A 15,383-nucleotide genomic window follows, 5' to 3' on the forward strand; every position below is an offset into this window, starting at 1 on the left:
CGCGAGACCCCCAGCCGACGACAGATGGCCTTGATCGCCATCCGCTCCGCCCGGTGCAACCGACGGATCTCCGCCCAGTCCTCCACGCTCAGCACCTCCCGATGCTTCCGGAAGGGGTCAAAATTCAGCCGGAACCACGGGGTCAGTTTTCAGGCGGAGCCGACAAGCAGGCGCACGCTTCGTTCGCCGACACACCGCAAGATGCCCGAAGCACACTCGCCCACCGGTTGCGGGAACGACTGCACGACACCACCGGCCGCCGAGCTGACCGCCGCCGCGCAGATCCTCGACCGCGAGAAGATCGACGGCCTCTTGGCAACGGACCAGGTGCGCCCACGTCATACCGGCGGACACGTTCGCCCCCTTCGGCCCCGAACTCCTACTGCCGCCGACCCCGACCCAACGGAGGTCAGACCACCCGCATCAATGCCCTTCCGCGCCTCCTGCTGACGAGTCCGGAGGGCCTGCGACCACGAATGACCAGCCACCCGGGGCTGCGTCCGGCACGCCGTCCTCCAGCGTCCGCTACTTCGTCAGCGCACACGCAGTCTTGACCTGGGCCGGACGGTGGCCTGCTGCACCCACGGTCCGTGGCCCTGGTCGGGACCGGATGTCTACCGTGAGGGGCATGAGGGTGCTGCTGCGCGGCGGGCCCGGCGACGGACAGGTCGTCACCGGCGGCGGGGAAGCCGTCGTCTGGCGGGCCTGCCTCTACGAGATCACCACCGAGTTCACCCACCGGCACGGACATGATCTACGGGTCTACCGACACCGCACCGACTGCTGCGAACCACACGCCAGGGGCGCCGAGGACCGCTGCGAATGACCTTCTGCCTCGCTGGCCACTCGTACCATGGGTGCGTCGGGTTCGAGCCGGCCAAGGCGGCCACGGGGGAAGCCGCCCTGGCCGGCGATGTCTTTACCGTACGCATCCTCGTCGCCACCGGCAATCCCGTCGGATCGATCGCAAGCACTCTGTGTCCCGGCAAGAATTCGCCAGCCTGGAGGGTGCCCAGCCCCTGTCAGCGCCCAGGGCACGCGCCCCTCGTTCGCCCTCGTCCCGTAGCAAGGAGGCGGGTCTGAGCGCATGACTCAGGTGCCACAGCATCGGGTGACGTGGGTTCAGGTTGTGGAGGTTCCGGTAGGCGATGAACGGGGGATTGTCCGCGTGTCGCGGACGGCGGAGCGGCCCGGCGGACGTAAATTTGCACATGTCTGATCGCCCTGGGCTACTTGGGAGTTGCGGACGGCATGTGCATACCGCATCTTGCCTACCCCTTAGAGACAGAGGAGGAGCGCACCCATGGTGCGTTCGCACAAGATGGCGAAAGGCCGACCGGCCGGGACGAGCCCGACGCCCGGCACGCCGGTGGTGTCCGTGGTGTCGATGGACGGCGCAGGATCACGAAGGTGGGTCGGATTCCCGGCCGGGAATGGTGGCAGGTGCGGGTTGCTGGGGATGGTCGTGACCGTGGCGGTGTTCGCCGGCCAGCAGGGCGGCGGCGTGGAGCAGGCCGGCCTGCTGGGGCTTCTGGTCGTCGTCATCGGCAGGCTGGTGACAGCGGATCCCGTCCTCGTCACGGAGATCCGTACGCCGGCCGCACCGACCCTTGATCTGACGCACCAGGGCCGACCGTGTGCTCATGCCGTACCGGTGGATGTGGCTGTGCCCCGTCCGCGCCGCTCCCGGAAGAGCTAGGCGGATGTCTGCTCCCGGAGGGATCCGCGGATCTCTTCGAGCAGGCGCTGGGCGTCGTCGCCCTTCGCCGCCTGGCGGTACAGGTCCTCGAAGGAGGCCTTGTAGCCAGCGACCGCCGCCTCGTCCTCGACGAGAGCGACGTCGTCCGGCAGGGCGTCGAGATAGACCACGTCCGGGTCCACGTCCCACTCGAACTCGTGCAGGGAGAAGGGCCCGACGAGAGCGGAATTGGCCGCGGTGTCCCGCCCGAGCACCACGACGTGCAGATGATCCGGAAGCCGGAACAGAATGTGTTCGACCTGCTCCAGCATGAGTTGGGTGTTCTCCACGGACTTGAGGGCGCGTTCGTCCAGAACGATGCGCACCTCGCGTTGCGGTTGCGCGAAGACACGAGCCTGGCGGGCCAGGCGCAACTGCACACGCGCGTCCGCGGCGGCTTCGTCGCCGCGATACCGCGGTCCTATGGTCACCACCAACTGGGCGTACCGCTCGGTCTGCAGCAGCCCAGGTATGAGGAAGGGGTGGTACTGGCTGATACGCCACGAATCGTCCTCGTAGCCGAGGAAGTCCATGTACGACGCCGAGACGTACTCGCGGTACTCCGCCGCCCAGTGCCGCCGCCGCGCCAACCTCGCCAAGCCGAGCAGGTCACGTACCTGGCCGGCGTCACGCACCTGATAGAAGTCCAGCAGCGCGCGGAGGTCGTTGACGGAGATGCTGACCGACCCGTTCTCGATCCGCGTCACCTTCGACAGCGACCAGTCCATCTCCTGGCGCACGTCCTCCAGGGAAAGCCCCCGGTCGAGTCGCAACTGGCGCAACACGAGACGTAGCCGCCTGCGATTCGTGGTCGGTCCCTGCCCGCCCGTCGTCACGTCCACGCCCCCCACCCAGCAACTGCAAAAGGCAAATTGAACAAGGAATCCGGCCTAGAGCAGTTCTCCTTGGGCCGCCGGCCCTTGGCTGAGGGAAATAAGCTATCAGACAGGCCCAATGAACCCTGCATCGGGTGAAAGAGGCCGACATTCATGGCCGAAGTGGGCACCATCCTGCTACCGTGCTCACATAGCGCGACGCCCACGGAGACAGCACGTGAAGATCGCCGCTGACCTGGCGATCGTCCCGGCATTGATTCCCCGATGGTGTTCACGAAAAGTCTCACCATCACCGCGTCGCCATTCATAAAATCCCCTATACAGATCGTCGACCCTTGGGAGGAACCGACATGGAGAACGCCCGGAACATCCGCCCTATCTGGACCCGCCGCAGTTCCCGCTGCCAAAACGACCACTGCGTCGACGTGTCCCGCTACCCCACAAGCGTCCAGGTGTGCAATTCCGTCACCCCCGACGTGACCCTGTCGTTCACGGACGGCTCCTGGCGCACATTCCTCCAAGCTCTCGGAAACAACACACTCCAACTCCCGAACACGTAACCGCCACAGCCCCCGGATCGGCCCGGCCGCGGCAACGTCCGAGCCTCGGCGTCACTGTCGCCTTGCCGACACCTGTGGCGCCGAGCCCGGCCACACCGCCACGTGCCTTTCCCCGCCTGGTCACCCTTGACCTACACGCGCACGGCCGGCCCCACGCACACCGTCATGCACAACGGACAAAGCCCAGCCACACCCCGCCCTGCGGACGAGACTCTACGAAAAAGCCAAGCCACGGGTATAGGCGACACGGCGACGCCTGCCGCCCGACCGGGCTCAACCCGCCTCCGAGCCTCTAACCGTCCTCGCCCACCAGCAGCGGCCCCAGGCAAGGCCAGACATCGATGTCGAAGGCGCACGATCGGCGACACCCGATTCCATTCCTCCGCCGACGTGGCCGGCCAGAAGTAGCATGGTGGCACGACCGATGCATTACTTCCAAGACGCCGCGATAGGACGACAAGCAGCAGTGGCAGCACCCCGACACGCTTCTCGTCTCACCGCCGCAGAATAGATCAAGTAATCGCGACGGCCAGCTGGCTCGCCCGGAGTGATGACCTGCAGCAACCGCGGGCGCTCGGACAGACCCACTAGCTTCCAGCATCCGCGAACCGGAAAGTACATCGATCGAAGCGACGAGACAATGCAGGCGCTCACAGAAGGGCTGCTGGACCTGCGCGATACCGGCGACGACGAGATCGGCCGTTCTCCAAGTGGTGGCGGTTTAACCAAGGCATTATTCCTTGAGAATCGCGGAACAGACAAAGAAAAAGGCACGTGAGTACCGCCCCATCGGGCTGCACTCGACCTGCGACCAGTACGCCGAGCTGTACACGAAGGCAGCCCAGGCGGCCAAGCACCTCTTCGACGTGGTCAGTGGTTTGATCACCAAGCTGATCGACGTCCTGATCGTCATCAACCTGGCCTCCGCGGTCGGGACGGCGACGATCGAGACCGGGGTAGGTCCGGTCGTCGGTTACAGCGTGGCCGCCTACTACGCCTGGCAGGCGTACGACCTCTACAGCGAGATCTCGACGTTCTTCGGCAACGCCGAGGCCACGTTCAAGGGCATCGCCGGCACCCTTGGCATGATTCAGGCGGGCGCGGCCGTCGCCGCGCTTCCCGATCTCCAGCCCTACCGGCACCCCGGACAGCAGGGATAGCCATGACCGACGAGATCCACCGCCAGCCCCTGGCCCGCGCGGTCCTGACGGCCCTCGCCAGGACCCGCGGCGGCGACGATCCGCTGGGTTCCCTGGCCCGCACCGTCCTGCACGGCGAGGCCGACCTGCGAACCGCGGCGACCCACTCCTGGCACGGCCGGGCACTCGGTGACGCCTTCACCGCGTCACTGCACCAGCGCGAGACAATCCCGGCCGACCAGCGCGCCGAATGGGAGCGGCAGGCGCAGCGGCTGCGCGACGCGGGTGCGGCGCTGACCGTCGAAGCGGCGCCTCCGGACGGGGCTGCCGGCGACGGCCGGGAGGAACGGCGGTGAATGCCCGCACACGGTGGCAGCTCGCCGTCCCGCTGATCGGCCTGAGCCTGCTGATGATCGTCCCGGCCGTCGGCGGCACCTGGGTGTTCTGGTCGGAGTTCGGCACCACCTACCGGGCGCTGAGCGTGGTCATCTGCCTGGTTCTGCTGGCACAGCTGGGATTGGCGGTGTCGATCGGCGTACGACCGACCCGGGACGTGCCCTGGCTACGGATCGGACTGATGGCGGTCACCTTCCTGGCGGCCGTGTGGTGTCGCCGCGGTGCGCAGGTCGGTCTGACCGATTCACGCCGCAGCGGATCTTGCCGTCACCGGATCCGGCTCTGCGGCTGCCGTGACCGCCGGGCGGGTTCACTGTTGCTCTGCGCCCATGGGTCATTCGGGTTTCCGGGCGAGAGTGGAGGTGAACTGGTAGCCGCGCAGCGCCACGGTCGGGTCGGTCATCAGCTCGCCGAACCGGGTCAGGTCGGCCTCGTCCAGGTCGGCGACGGGCAGGAGCCGGTCATGCAGTTGGTGGGCGTTGTCGGCCAGCAGCAGGCATCCGGGGCCGCCGCCGGTCCAGGTGTCGGCGCGGGTGTGGCTGTGCACGTGTGTCATGCCCGCGTCGAGCAGGTGGGCGTGGATGTGGTTGCCCCAGTCCAGGTCGGTGCCGCCGTCGGAGAGGATGTCGAGGATGGCGTGGATGACCCGGTAGATCAGGTCACGGTCGTCGGCGGCGGGTGCCCGGTGGATCACGGTCGGGCTGTAGACGATCTCGCCGACCGCCAGCCACCCACCTGGTCGCAGCAGCGCGATCATCTGCCTCAGCAGGTCGGTGCGGTTGGCGAGGTGCTCCAGCACGCAGCGGGCGTGGATGAGGTCCAGGCTGCCGGGTGTGATCGGCAGGTCGAGCCCGTCGCGTAGGTCTCGGCGGTAGACGTCGATGACGCTGGTGGGGTCGAGCAGGCCGGTGTCGAGGTCGACGGCGATGACCCCGCCGGTCGGGCCGACGGTGTCGGCGAGGTGTCGGGTGATCGAGCCCGCGCCTGCGCCGACGTCCAGGGCCCGCCAGCCGGGTCGGATGGGGATCTTGGCGAGGTCGTGGCGGGTGATGGGGTCGAGGACCTGTTGTAGGGGGCCGAGCTGGGCCGGGGCGTTGCGGAACTGGTAGGCCGTGGGGGTCACCGGGCATCTCCTTCGGGCGTGGGTGGGCAGGGTGTGGCGGGCGGATGCGGTGCGATTCGTGCGACGAGCGGCAGCTGCGGGTTGAGGGTGGAGTGGGCCGGGTTGGTCATTGGCGGGGCGTCGCGGTCTCGTCGGGGTCAGTGAGGGTGAGGTGTCGGCGCAGCAGGTGGCTGGCCGCGGTGCTGGTGTGGGTGTGGCCGAGGAGCTTCCCGGCGGCGAGGACGTGGATGGTGTCGGCGATCGTCGCCGCGACATCGGTGTGGGGAAGCGCGGCGAGGACGGTCACGCCTCGTGCGGGCAGGCCCTGCAGGACGGTGGTGATCTGGGTGGCGAGGATCGGGGCGAGGCCTTCGGTGGGTTCGTCGGCCAGCAGCAGTCGGGGTGCGGTGCGCAGGGCGCGGGCGATGGTGAGCATCTGTTGTTCGCCGCCGGAGAGCTGGTGGGCGCGGTGTCCCATGCGGGCGGCCAGCGGCGGGAACATCGTCAGGAGTTCCTCGACGGTCCAGGCTTCGTCGCGTCCTGCGGTGGGCTGTGCGGCGGCGAAGTGCTCGGCGACGGTCAGTGAGGGCCACAGCCGGCGGCCCTGGGGGGCGAGTGCGACACCGGCGCGGGCGGCGGCGGTGGGGTGCCAGCCGGTCACGTCTTCGCCGTCGAGATGGATGGTGCCGCCGCGGGGGTGCAGGTGGCCGGCGAGGGTGTGCAGCAGGGTGGTTTTGCCGGCTCCGTTGGGGCCTACCAGTGCGTGCACGCCGGGGTGGCGCAGGTCGAGGGTGAGGTCGTGGAGTACGGGGGCGCCGTGGGGGTAGGCGACGGTCAGGTCACGGATGTGCAGCATGGCCACCCCCATTGGTGCCGAGGTAGAGGGCGGCGACGCCCGGGTCGGCGCGCACGGTGTCGGCGGGGCCGTCGGTGTGCCGGCGGCCCTGGTGCAGCACGGTGATCCAGTCGGCGACCGCGGCGACCACGTCCATGTGGTGTTCGACGAGCACCACGGCGATCCAGCTGGGCATCCGGTGGATGACGTCGATCAGGCGGCCGGTTTCGGTGTCGGTGAGTCCGGCTGCGGGTTCATCGAGCAGCAGGATCCGGGGTTGGCCGGCCACCGCGACGGCCAGGTCGAGCATCCGCCGGTGCCCGTGCGACAGAGAACCGGCGTGCTGGTGGGCGTGGTCGGCCAGACCGACCAGGTGCAGCACCTCCATGGGGGTTCGTTCGGGGTTGCGGCGATGGTGCCAGCCGCCGATCCGCACGCAGTCGAGGCAGGTGAGGTCCGGCCAGAGGGTGGGGTGTTGGAAGGTGCGGCCGATGCCGGCACGTGCCCGCCATTCGGCGCCGTGTCGGGTGACGGTGTGGCCGTTGTAGGTGAGCTGGCCGGTCTGGGCTCGGATGGTGCCGGCGAGCACGCCCAGGAGAGTGGACTTGCCGGCGCCGTTGGGTCCGATGACGGCGTGCCGGTCGCCGGGGGCGATGGTGAACGTGTCGAGGTCCAGCACCGTGAGCGGCCCGTAGGCGTGGCGCAGACCGGAGGCGACCAGCCCGTTGCCGTGGGCGTGATCGGGATCGCGGCCGCTGCGCGGCGAGGGCGGCTGGTCCGGTTCGACGCGGTGGACGATTCTCACGACGTACTCCTGACGCTCGCGTTGGCGGGTGCGGGCGGCGCACTGTGCGGGCCTGCGGACAGCCGGCGGCGGAGGCGGGTGGGTAGGGCGGTCAGGCCGCCGGGCAGCAGGTACACGCCGATCACGAACAACGTGCCGAGCAGCAGCGGCGCGTGGCCGGGAACCTCGACGGCGACGATGTCGCGGACGATGAGCACGATCACCGCCCCAACGGCCGCGCCGATGAGGGATCGGGCGCCGCCGATGACGACGGCGAGCAGGGCCAGGGCGGCGACACCGAAGCCGACATCGGCGGGGGTGATCCACCGGTGGGTGTGGATCAGCAGGGCCCCGGCGATTCCGGCCAGTCCTCCGGCGGCGGTGTGGACCATCCACAGGTTGGCGTAGACGAGATGGCCGCTGGCGCGGGCCCGGTCCTCGTTGGTCCGGGCGGCGGTGAGCAGCATCCGCCGGTCTCCGCGCAGCAGCCACACGGCCACGAAGGTGGCCGCCGCAGTGATCGTCGCGGCGTAGAGCAGGACCATACGGTCGCCGTCCAGCGGTGGTAGGCCGGGCAGGAGGCGGGGTGCGGGGATACCGGCGAGGCCGTCGGTGCCGCCGCTGACCGCCCGCCACTGCCCGGCGGTGATCGCGGTCAGCTCGGCGACCGCGAGGCTCAACATGAGGAAGACCGTGCCCCGGTACCGGACCAGGAGCGTCCCGATCAGGCCCGCGACGACCGCACCGCCGACAGCCGCGCAGAGCAGGTGCACGGCGGCGAGGTCGATGCCGGTCAGGGCGAGGCGGGCGGTGAGGTAGGCGCCGACGGCGTAGGGGGCGACCTGGCCCAGGGTGGGCAGGCCGGCGTGCCCGGTGACCACCGCGACGCTGACCGCCAGCAGCGCGAGGGGCAGCATCCGGGCGACGGTGGTGTGCAGGTATGAGGCCGGTGACATCGCCACCGCCGCAGCCGCCCCGGCGGCGAGTGCGATCGTGGCACCCCACTTCAGCAGCGGCGCCGTCCGGTCGGCGGCGAACGCCCGGGTGAACGCGCTCATGAGGCTGCCCCGTTCGGGACAGTGGGGCGGCGTGCCACCAGGGTCACGGTCATCGCGGCGATGAGCAGATACGGTGCTGCCGCCGGGACGGTGACCACGCCGACGGTCTGCACCACCCCGACCCCGATCGCGGCGGTGACAGCGCCGGGCACCGAACCGAGGCCACCGCAGACCACGATGATCAGCGACAGCAGCAGCGTCGTGTCGGCGGTACCGGGACCGACGCCGAGGATCGGGGTGGCAAGGGCACCGGCCAGCCCGGCCAGGGCTCCGGACGTCACCAGGACGGCGGCGTCCACGGTACGGGGGTTGACGCCGATCCCGGCGACCATCGCCCGGTCGTCGACCGTGGCCCGGATCAGCCGACCCGCGCGGCTGCGGTGCAGCACCACATAGCCGACGGCGGCCACCAGCACGGCGACGGCGAGCACGGCGAGCCGGTCGACCGGATACCGGTACCCCGCCACCATGACGGCGCCTTCCAGCGCGGCGGGCATCCGGGGCCGCAGCACGTCCGAGCCGAAGATCGTGGTCAGCAGGTTCCCGCCGATCAGCGCGATGCCGAAGGTCAGCAGCGCCTGATCCAGGTGCCCGCGTCCGCGCAGTGCGGCGGTGGCGGCGGCGAGGACTGCGCCGCCGGCCGCGCCTGCGACGGTGGCGAGGACGGTGGCGGCGGCAAGGCTGGCCCATGTGCCTGCGGTGGTCGTCGCGGCGATGTAGCCGCCGGCGGCGATGAGGACGCCGTGCGCGAGGTTCAGTACTCCGCCGGCACCGAAGGCCACGGTCAACCCGGCGGCGGCGATGGCCAGGAGCAGCCCGTAGGCGACCCCGTCAACGGCGGTGATCGCGAGCGTGTCCACGTGCACGGCACCTCCCTTCGTGAACCCTGGTGGCTCAGGTGGTGGGCAGGGTGGTGAGGTCCTGCAGCAGCACGTTGGACAGGACCGGTCCGTCGGGTTTGACCTCGCGCAGGTACCAGCGCTGCACCGGGCGGTGCTCGGTGGGGTGGAACTGCCAGTCCCCGCGTGGGCTGTCGATCCGCCCCACCTGCCCGATCGCGGTGTTGAGTGTTTCGCCGGTGACGGGGCCGTCGACGGCGGCCAGGGCGCGGTCGAGGACGGCGGCGGCGTCGTAGGAGGCCATCGCGAACGTGGTCGGTTGTCCGGGGTAGCCGGCGGCGGACCAGGCGGCGACGAACTGCTGGTTCGCCGCGTGCGGCAGGGTCGGTGAGTAGTTGAGGACGTTGCGGATGCCGGTGGCGGCTGTGCCCTGGGCGTCGAGCACGGATCCTTCGGTGAGGAATCCGGCCGCGTACAGCGGTACGTCCTTGAGGGCGGACTGCCGGTACTGCTTGACGAACGCGACAGCCGGACCACCGGCGTAGAAGGTGTACACGGCGGCCGGTCGGGTTTCGGCGGCCTTGTTCAGGTACGGCAGGAAGTTCTCCGTGGCCGGGAACGGTGTGAACACGGTCTTCCCGTCCGGGTTGGCGAGTTTCCCACCGAGGGTGGTGAACGTGTCGGTGAAGCCTCGTAGCTCGTCCCAGCCGCCCTGGTAGTCCGGGCCGATCGCGTACACCGCCCCGTCACCCACCTCGGCTTTGATGTGGGCGGCGATCGCGATACCCGGCTCGTCGGAGTTGTAGGAGGTGTGCCAGGTGTAGGACAGGTCGCGAGGTTTACCGGCGACGGGGGCGAATTCGGGGCGGGCGTTCGCGCCGAGCAGGGGGATGCGTCGTTCGTGGGTGAGGGTCTGGACCTTGTCGACGGTGGCGCCGCCGACCAGCCCGGTCACCGCCACCACCCGGTCGCGTTCGAGGAGTTTCTGGGCGGCGGGGACGGCGGTGGCGGGGCCGTCCCCCTCGTCGGCGACGACCAGGTCGATGTCACGGCCGCCGAGCCGACCGTCGTGGGTGTCGAGGTACAGCTGGAAGCCGCGCCGCATGTCCTCCCCGACGCTGGTGTAGATGCCCGACAGCGACACCAGCAGTCCGATCCGCACCCGGTCGGAACCGCCGCTGCCGCTGCCGCACGCCACACCGGTGGCGAGCAGGCTGGTGGCGGTGACGGCGGCCAACGCGTGTCGCAGCTGTGCACGGGCACGTCGCATGAAGTGCTCCTTCGTTGAGAGGTGAACCGGGCCGGGTGGTCAGGAGGCGACGCCGGCCGGGGCCGGTGTGGTGGCGATGACGTGCTCGACCAGGGCGATGAGCAGGTGACGGACGCTGTCGCGGTCCCGGGCGTCGACCTCGACGATCGGCACATCACCGGCGAGCGTGAGCGCGTCACGGATCTCGCCCGGCGAGTAGACGTGCGCGTCGGGGAACTGGTTGACCGCCACCACGAACGGCAGCCGCCGGTTCTCGATGTAGTCCAGGTGTCGGAACGAGTCCGCGAGCCTGCGGGTGTCGACCAGCACGACCGCGCCGACGGCGCCACGCACGATCGCGTCCCACATGAACCAGAACCGTGCCTGCCCCGGTGTGCCGAACACGTACACCGTGACGTCGTTGATCGCGAGGCGACCGAAGTCCATCGCCACCGTCGTGGTCACCTTGCCCGCACGGTGCGACACATCGTCACCACCGGCCGACATGCGGGCCTCGGTGGTCAAGGGGGCGATGTCCGACACCGCCCCGACCAGGGTGGTCTTACCCACCCCGAGTGGCCCGGTCAGCACGATCTTCAACCCTGGAGGCTCGTTCGTGGACGGACGGACCGGCCTGGCGGGCATGGTCATCGTGCGCCGGCCGCCGCGGCAGCGAACGACGGGTTCAGGTAGGAGTCACCCACCTGCTCGGCGAAGCGCTCCAGTTCCCCGGTGACGAACGCGAGGTCCGCATCCCGGCGAGCCAGGACGAGCAGCGACGCACCCCGGCTCAGGCTGGTCAGGATCAGGTAGCCCCGGTCGGTGTCGGTGATGTTGCCCCGCACCGCGCCCGCCTCGAAGTCACGGGCGGCACCGTTGAGCAGGCTGTTCAGCCCGGCCGCGACCGCGGCGAGGCGTTCGGCGGCATCCCGGTTGAGCCCCTCGGTCCACGCCAGCAGCAGCCCGTCAACCGACACCGCCACGGCGTGACTGACCCCGGCGACCACACGCACGTTGTTGTTCAGCAGGAAACTCAGGTTGTTGTCGCTCATCGTTGTTCTTCTCTCGGCTGGTGGGAACGGCGGCCGAGGCCGCGCTGGTAGGCATCTGCGGTCTGCGCCAGGCCCGCCGTCGGACGGCAGCGCGCCGCGACAGGAGCAGACCGGACAGCAGGCGTGAACGCGGTGGCCGGCTGCCGCTTGGGCAGCCCGTTCGACGTGGTCGCACCGCCACCGAACGGCACGGTCTCGGCGGACACGTGCACGGTGCCGCCTTCCTCGAACCACGCCGATGGGCCGTGCCGTTCGGCGGCATGCCGGTAGATGGGTGGTGGTTCCTGCCCGCCTGGGCCGGGCCGCTGCGCGGGGATCTGCGGCAGGGCCTGGGTCGGTGCGTCCGCAAGCGGCCGGTGGTGCCGGCGGGAAGGTCCACCGGGGTGAGGTGCGGCGGTGGCGGGCAAAGCGATGTGGGAGGCGGGGGTGCCGCCTGGGGGGCGTCTGCCGGCGATCGGTCCGGTCGGCAGCGCCACGCGTTCAGGGATCCGGACGAGAAGCTTGTCGGCGGGGATCTCGACCTCGGCGACCGTGCCGTGCGGTGACGCGGACAGCAGCCGCACCCGCAACCCGTGCGCGGCGGCCAGCAGCGCCACCGTGGCTATGCCCTGCCGGCGGATGTGCTCCACCCCGATCATCGGTGACGGTGCCGCCAACTCCCGGTTGAGCTGGTCGAGAAGATCGCGTGCGATGCCGTTGCCCGTGTCGGTGACCTGCAGGATCGCCCTGTTACCCATCAGGTGGCCGGAGACGAACACGTCGTCGGGGCTGTAGCGGGCGGCGTTGTCCAGCAGTGACGCCAACAGATGAACCAGATCGTCGATCAGCGCCGGCGGCACGAGCACACGGTCGTCGACCAACCCGAAGACGATCCGCCGGTACTCCTGGATCCGGCTCTGCGCCGCCTGCACCACCGTCACCAACTCGGCCGGCTCCTCATACGCCATCCCGAGCGTCCGACCCGACAACACCAGCAGGCTCTGCGTGCCGTGCAGCAGCTGCGCCGCCAGGTTGTCCACCGCGAACAGGGTCTCCAACGTCGCGGAGTCCTTCTCATCGCGCTCCGCGCGGTCCAGCTCACCCAGCAGCCGGTTGGTGATCGCCTGACACCGCCGCCCGACCGCTTCCACCGCGCCGACCGCCACCTGGCGATGCCGGGCAAGGTCCGTCGAGATCCGGTACGTGGTTCCCGCGAGGGAGTCGAACGCGGCAGTGACCTCGTCCACCTCGTCGCGGACCGTCGCCGGCGCCAAGGCGCGCGGTGGCGCCGGTACCGAACCCGGATCGGTGGGGTCAGCCGACTCCACCCGGCGCACCAGCGCGGGCAGCTCATCCCGGGCCATCCGGGTGACGGCGTCACGCACTCCACGCAGCCGCCGCGCCAACACCCGGCCCTGCCGCCACGCGAACACCGCCGCCACCGCGAGCAGCACCGCCGCCACCCCGGACAGCACACCGCTGGTCACCCACTGCCGCGTCCGCTGCCGCCCGACCTCGGCCAGGATGTCGTCATCGATACGAGACTGCACCTGGTGCAACCGATCCCGGCGCTCCCCGCTGGCAGCCGACCAGCGGCCAGGCGCGACCCGCAGCCGCTGACCGACCTGCGTCCGCGCGATCCCGTCATCGATACGCTGCGCGGTCAGTACCTGCTCGCCGGTCAACGCCTGATCCAGCCATGCCCGCCACCGCGTCGGCGAACGCTGCGACACCACCAGCAGCGCCTCGTCGAACCCGGCCCGCGTCGCCGCCAGGTCCCGTTGCACCGCCTGCGACACCACCCGGCCACTACCCGCCACCACCGCCGCCTGCTGGACACCCGCGTACTCCGATGCCTGCGACAACGCCGCAGCCACCCGCAAATGGTCGGCGAGCACACCGTCCGCGCCGCCCACCTGACCCACGGCCTCCCGCACCGCCAGGCCACACGCGATCACCGCCCGGTACCGCACCAGTACCGCCGTCAACGACGTCGACCGTGCCTTGACCTGTTCCCGCAACGCCGGCAGCAGCCGCAACTGCTCATCCAACGGACCGACCAGCCGCGCGACCACAGGCCGCGACATGTCCAGCTCCACGCGGCGCTGCCGGTAGACGTCAATCGCACGGTCGGACACCGCACTCTGCTCCAGCACCGCGTTCAACCCGCCACCGGCATCCGAGACCACCGACACCGCGACCTGACGCTCCCGATCAAGCTCGTACAGCACCTCACCGACAGCAGACGACACCGCCACCAGCACCTGGAGACGATCAGCACTCACCGCCTGCCGCGCCGTCGACGTCACACCCCACGCGGCAAAAAGCACAGTCGCGGACAGCGGGATGGCCAGCAACAGCGCCAGCCTCCGGGCAACACGCACACCAGAACCCTTCAGATCGCACGGTCAACGACCCCATGACGCGACGGAGTGAGAAAGCCGCGGTCGACCGCCTCGATGGGCGGCCTGCCGGCACGATCGCGTGCCAACGAGACGACTTAAGGCGAGGTCGATCAATGTCGGCCAGATCCGTCGGAGGGTTCCGACATTTCGATGACAGTCGTGGTCCGAAAATAGCGGCGGACGAATGTCAGCAGATTGTCGGAGGTCAAGGCCGCCGCTTATCGACATCGACGGCGGCAGGCTCTGATGGCTTTGTCACCACCCGCATTGGTTCAGGTGGTGAGGGACCCCAGCCGCAGTGTGGCGTGTGGTCTCCCGTGTCCACTGCCCTTTGGGAGGGATGCACCATGACCAGTCCATCGATGCCGGAGGTCGGGAAGGTCGGTCGTCGGGCCGCTGAGATCCTCGACCGGATACGCGCCCACCCGGCCTACGACCGGTTGCACAGCTCGTCGATGAGGTACTCCAGCTGCTGGGCCACGTTCACCGGGTACCCGGCGATCAGTCGCTGGTCGCTGGAGCGTGACGCCGGGCCGCTGCTGGAAGAGGCGCTGCGGGTGCTGGCGCTGAAGGCGGCGGTGTTCGAGCTGTCCGACGGCGACGAGCGGGCCGCCGAGCTGCTGGTGCCGGCGCCGGTGGACGAGATGATCCACGCGGTGCTGGCGCAGTTCACGCTGATGACCCGGATGCAGTCCGACCTGGCGGTGGTCTTCCCCCACGCCACGGAGCTGGAGGAGTTCACCTACACCCGAGGGTGCGTCACCGACGCCTACTACGCCGCGGCGGGGTGGGGTGAGCAGCCGCTGCGGTACTGGCTGGACTCGGCCGAGGTGACCCGACGCCTGAACCTGCTCAACGCCCAATACCAGGCGGCTGGTCTCGGCCGTGACGGGCGCAGCCACGACTTCGACTTCGACCAGCCCGAGCCGGTCGCCGTCGGGGTCAGCGGTTAGCCAGCTCCACCGACAGCACCCGCCGCAGAGCCGCCACCGTCTGCTTCGCGCCGAACCGCTGCGCGGCCAGCCGCTCGGCGCGGGCGACCGCGGTGAAGATCTGCTCGGGGGGTGCGTCCCGCAGCATGGCGACGAGCCAGCCTTCCAGATCCACCACGTCGGCGGGCAGCTCCAGGGCCGCCGGTGTCGGCGCCGGCCGGGGTGCCTGGTCGGGGACCGGTTCCCCGGCCGAGGCGTACCGGCCGGCGGGAAGACCCACCCGGAACGGGTGCACGCACACGGCAACGCCGTCGGCGGTGGCACGCCACCCAAGGTTCTGGCGGTAGGCGAACTCGGGTCCGGGCCGGTCGACCACGTCGAACTGGCCCGGCCCCAGCTGCTGAGCGGGACACACGACGCAGGTCTGCTCACACCAGCGCGGAAGCGGCCCGGACATGGCGCCGATCGTACGGTAATCA

Annotated in this window: 17 protein-coding genes and 1 pseudogene; 5 read left to right on the top strand and 13 right to left on the bottom strand. The window is 69.9% G+C overall.

Annotated features, from left to right (window positions below):
* The coding region (locus tag EG812_RS29015) for a helix-turn-helix domain-containing protein (protein ID WP_148113823.1) at positions 1-95 on the bottom strand (95 nt) is incomplete at its 3' end.
* Positions 96-628: 533 nt separating this feature from the next.
* On the opposite strand from EG812_RS29015, the gene EG812_RS28510 reads away from it, so the two are divergent.
* On the top strand, positions 629-826 hold the full coding sequence (locus EG812_RS28510; RefSeq protein WP_043719547.1) for a hypothetical protein: 198 nt from the start codon (positions 629-631) through the stop codon (positions 824-826).
* 576 nt (positions 827-1,402) lie between these two features.
* Here the strand turns inward: EG812_RS28510 and EG812_RS28515 are convergent.
* Both EG812_RS28515 and EG812_RS28520 read right to left on the bottom strand, forming a co-directional pair.
* On the bottom strand, positions 1,403-1,645 hold the full coding sequence (locus EG812_RS28515) for a hypothetical protein (RefSeq protein WP_126713421.1): 243 nt from the start codon (positions 1,643-1,645) through the stop codon (positions 1,403-1,405).
* A 50-nt stretch (positions 1,646-1,695) separates the two neighbouring features.
* Positions 1,696-2,580, bottom strand: coding sequence for a helix-turn-helix domain-containing protein (locus EG812_RS28520; protein ID WP_233579687.1), 885 nt, complete (start codon positions 2,578-2,580; stop codon positions 1,696-1,698).
* 344 nt (positions 2,581-2,924) lie between these two features.
* On the opposite strand from EG812_RS28520, the gene EG812_RS30205 reads away from it, so the two are divergent.
* The 3 genes from EG812_RS30205 (at position 2,925) to EG812_RS28535 (ending at position 4,629) form a co-directional block, all read left to right on the top strand.
* Entirely contained in the window at positions 2,925-3,134 is a 210-nt protein-coding gene (locus tag EG812_RS30205) for a DUF397 domain-containing protein (protein WP_013731274.1), read from the top strand.
* Positions 3,135-3,874: 740 nt separating this feature from the next.
* Positions 3,875-4,294: a hypothetical protein gene (locus EG812_RS28530; protein WP_126713422.1), complete on the top strand. Its 420-nt coding sequence runs from the start codon at positions 3,875-3,877 to the stop codon at positions 4,292-4,294.
* A gap of 2 nt (positions 4,295-4,296) precedes the next feature.
* Complete coding sequence (locus EG812_RS28535) at positions 4,297-4,629, top strand: hypothetical protein (RefSeq protein WP_126713423.1); 333 nt, start codon at positions 4,297-4,299, stop codon at positions 4,627-4,629.
* Between the two features lie 374 nt (positions 4,630-5,003).
* On the opposite strand, the gene EG812_RS28545 is transcribed toward EG812_RS28535, so the two are convergent.
* From EG812_RS28545 to EG812_RS28585, 9 genes and pseudogenes are all read right to left on the bottom strand, one after another.
* Entirely contained in the window at positions 5,004-5,792 is a 789-nt protein-coding gene (locus EG812_RS28545; RefSeq protein ID WP_158632569.1) for a methyltransferase, read from the bottom strand.
* Between the two features lie 106 nt (positions 5,793-5,898).
* Positions 5,899-6,627 (bottom strand): ABC transporter ATP-binding protein, encoded by a 729-nt coding sequence (locus EG812_RS28550; RefSeq protein ID WP_158632570.1) that lies wholly within the window; start codon positions 6,625-6,627, stop codon positions 5,899-5,901.
* A pseudogene (locus EG812_RS28555) lies at positions 6,611-7,282 on the bottom strand (ABC transporter ATP-binding protein); the annotation flags it as partial. The gene EG812_RS28550 and the pseudogene EG812_RS28555, both read right to left, overlap by 17 nt.
* A gap of 125 nt (positions 7,283-7,407) precedes the next feature.
* Positions 7,408-8,448, bottom strand: coding sequence for a branched-chain amino acid ABC transporter permease (locus EG812_RS28560; protein WP_126713427.1), 1,041 nt, complete (start codon positions 8,446-8,448; stop codon positions 7,408-7,410).
* Positions 8,445-9,314 carry a branched-chain amino acid ABC transporter permease gene (locus EG812_RS28565; RefSeq protein WP_199743982.1) on the bottom strand — a complete coding sequence of 290 codons (870 nt, stop codon included), beginning with the start codon at positions 9,312-9,314 and terminating at the stop codon, positions 8,445-8,447. The genes EG812_RS28560 and EG812_RS28565 overlap by 4 nt, the downstream gene beginning before the upstream one ends.
* 28 nt (positions 9,315-9,342) lie before the next feature.
* Positions 9,343-10,557 carry an ABC transporter substrate-binding protein gene (locus tag EG812_RS28570; protein WP_126713428.1) on the bottom strand — a complete coding sequence of 405 codons (1,215 nt, stop codon included), beginning with the start codon at positions 10,555-10,557 and terminating at the stop codon, positions 9,343-9,345.
* A gap of 39 nt (positions 10,558-10,596) precedes the next feature.
* The gene (locus tag EG812_RS28575; protein WP_502697221.1) at positions 10,597-11,181 is read right to left on the bottom strand and encodes a GTP-binding protein; all 585 of its coding nucleotides are present in this window, start codon (positions 11,179-11,181) and stop codon (positions 10,597-10,599) included.
* Positions 11,182-11,183: 2 nt separating this feature from the next.
* On the bottom strand, positions 11,184-11,588 hold the full coding sequence (locus EG812_RS28580) for a roadblock/LC7 domain-containing protein (RefSeq protein ID WP_126713430.1): 405 nt from the start codon (positions 11,586-11,588) through the stop codon (positions 11,184-11,186).
* Positions 11,585-13,951 carry a sensor histidine kinase gene (locus EG812_RS28585; protein WP_148113826.1) on the bottom strand — a complete coding sequence of 789 codons (2,367 nt, stop codon included), beginning with the start codon at positions 13,949-13,951 and terminating at the stop codon, positions 11,585-11,587. Before EG812_RS28585 ends, EG812_RS28580 begins: the two co-directional genes overlap by 4 nt.
* 368 nt (positions 13,952-14,319) lie before the next feature.
* Between EG812_RS28585 and EG812_RS28590 the strand changes: the two genes are divergently transcribed.
* Entirely contained in the window at positions 14,320-14,925 is a 606-nt protein-coding gene (locus tag EG812_RS28590) for a hypothetical protein (protein WP_126713432.1), read from the top strand.
* Here the strand turns inward: EG812_RS28590 and EG812_RS28595 are convergent.
* Positions 14,915-15,361 carry a hypothetical protein gene (locus EG812_RS28595; protein ID WP_126713433.1) on the bottom strand — a complete coding sequence of 149 codons (447 nt, stop codon included), beginning with the start codon at positions 15,359-15,361 and terminating at the stop codon, positions 14,915-14,917. The genes EG812_RS28590 and EG812_RS28595 overlap by 11 nt on opposite strands.
* Positions 15,362-15,383 lie beyond the last annotated feature (22 nt).

It is taken from the genome of Verrucosispora sp. FIM060022, assembly GCF_003977705.1.
GTDB classification, from domain to species: domain Bacteria; phylum Actinomycetota; class Actinomycetes; order Mycobacteriales; family Micromonosporaceae; genus Micromonospora; species Micromonospora gifhornensis.

What these genes read in the sequence shown, in the direction of transcription:
- EG812_RS28510 (WP_043719547.1), top strand. Translation starts at nt 629, where the DNA reads ATGAGGGTGCTGCTGCGCGGCGGGCCCGGCGACGGACAGGTCGTCACC.
- EG812_RS28580 (WP_126713430.1), bottom strand. Translation starts at nt 11,588, where the DNA reads ATGAGCGACAACAACCTGAGTTTCCTGCTGAACAACAACGTGCGTGTG.
- EG812_RS28575 (WP_502697221.1), bottom strand. Translation starts at nt 11,181, where the DNA reads ATGCCCGCCAGGCCGGTCCGTCCGTCCACGAACGAGCCTCCAGGGTTG.
- EG812_RS28550 (WP_158632570.1), bottom strand. Translation starts at nt 6,627, where the DNA reads ATGCTGCACATCCGTGACCTGACCGTCGCCTACCCCCACGGCGCCCCC.
- EG812_RS28590 (WP_126713432.1), top strand. Translation starts at nt 14,320, where the DNA reads ATGACCAGTCCATCGATGCCGGAGGTCGGGAAGGTCGGTCGTCGGGCC.
- EG812_RS28595 (WP_126713433.1), bottom strand. Translation starts at nt 15,361, where the DNA reads ATGTCCGGGCCGCTTCCGCGCTGGTGTGAGCAGACCTGCGTCGTGTGT.
- EG812_RS28560 (WP_126713427.1), bottom strand. Translation starts at nt 8,448, where the DNA reads ATGAGCGCGTTCACCCGGGCGTTCGCCGCCGACCGGACGGCGCCGCTG.
- EG812_RS30205 (WP_013731274.1), top strand. Translation starts at nt 2,925, where the DNA reads ATGGAGAACGCCCGGAACATCCGCCCTATCTGGACCCGCCGCAGTTCC.
- EG812_RS28535 (WP_126713423.1), top strand. Translation starts at nt 4,297, where the DNA reads ATGACCGACGAGATCCACCGCCAGCCCCTGGCCCGCGCGGTCCTGACG.
- EG812_RS28570 (WP_126713428.1), bottom strand. Translation starts at nt 10,557, where the DNA reads ATGCGACGTGCCCGTGCACAGCTGCGACACGCGTTGGCCGCCGTCACC.
- EG812_RS28515 (WP_126713421.1), bottom strand. Translation starts at nt 1,645, where the DNA reads ATGAGCACACGGTCGGCCCTGGTGCGTCAGATCAAGGGTCGGTGCGGC.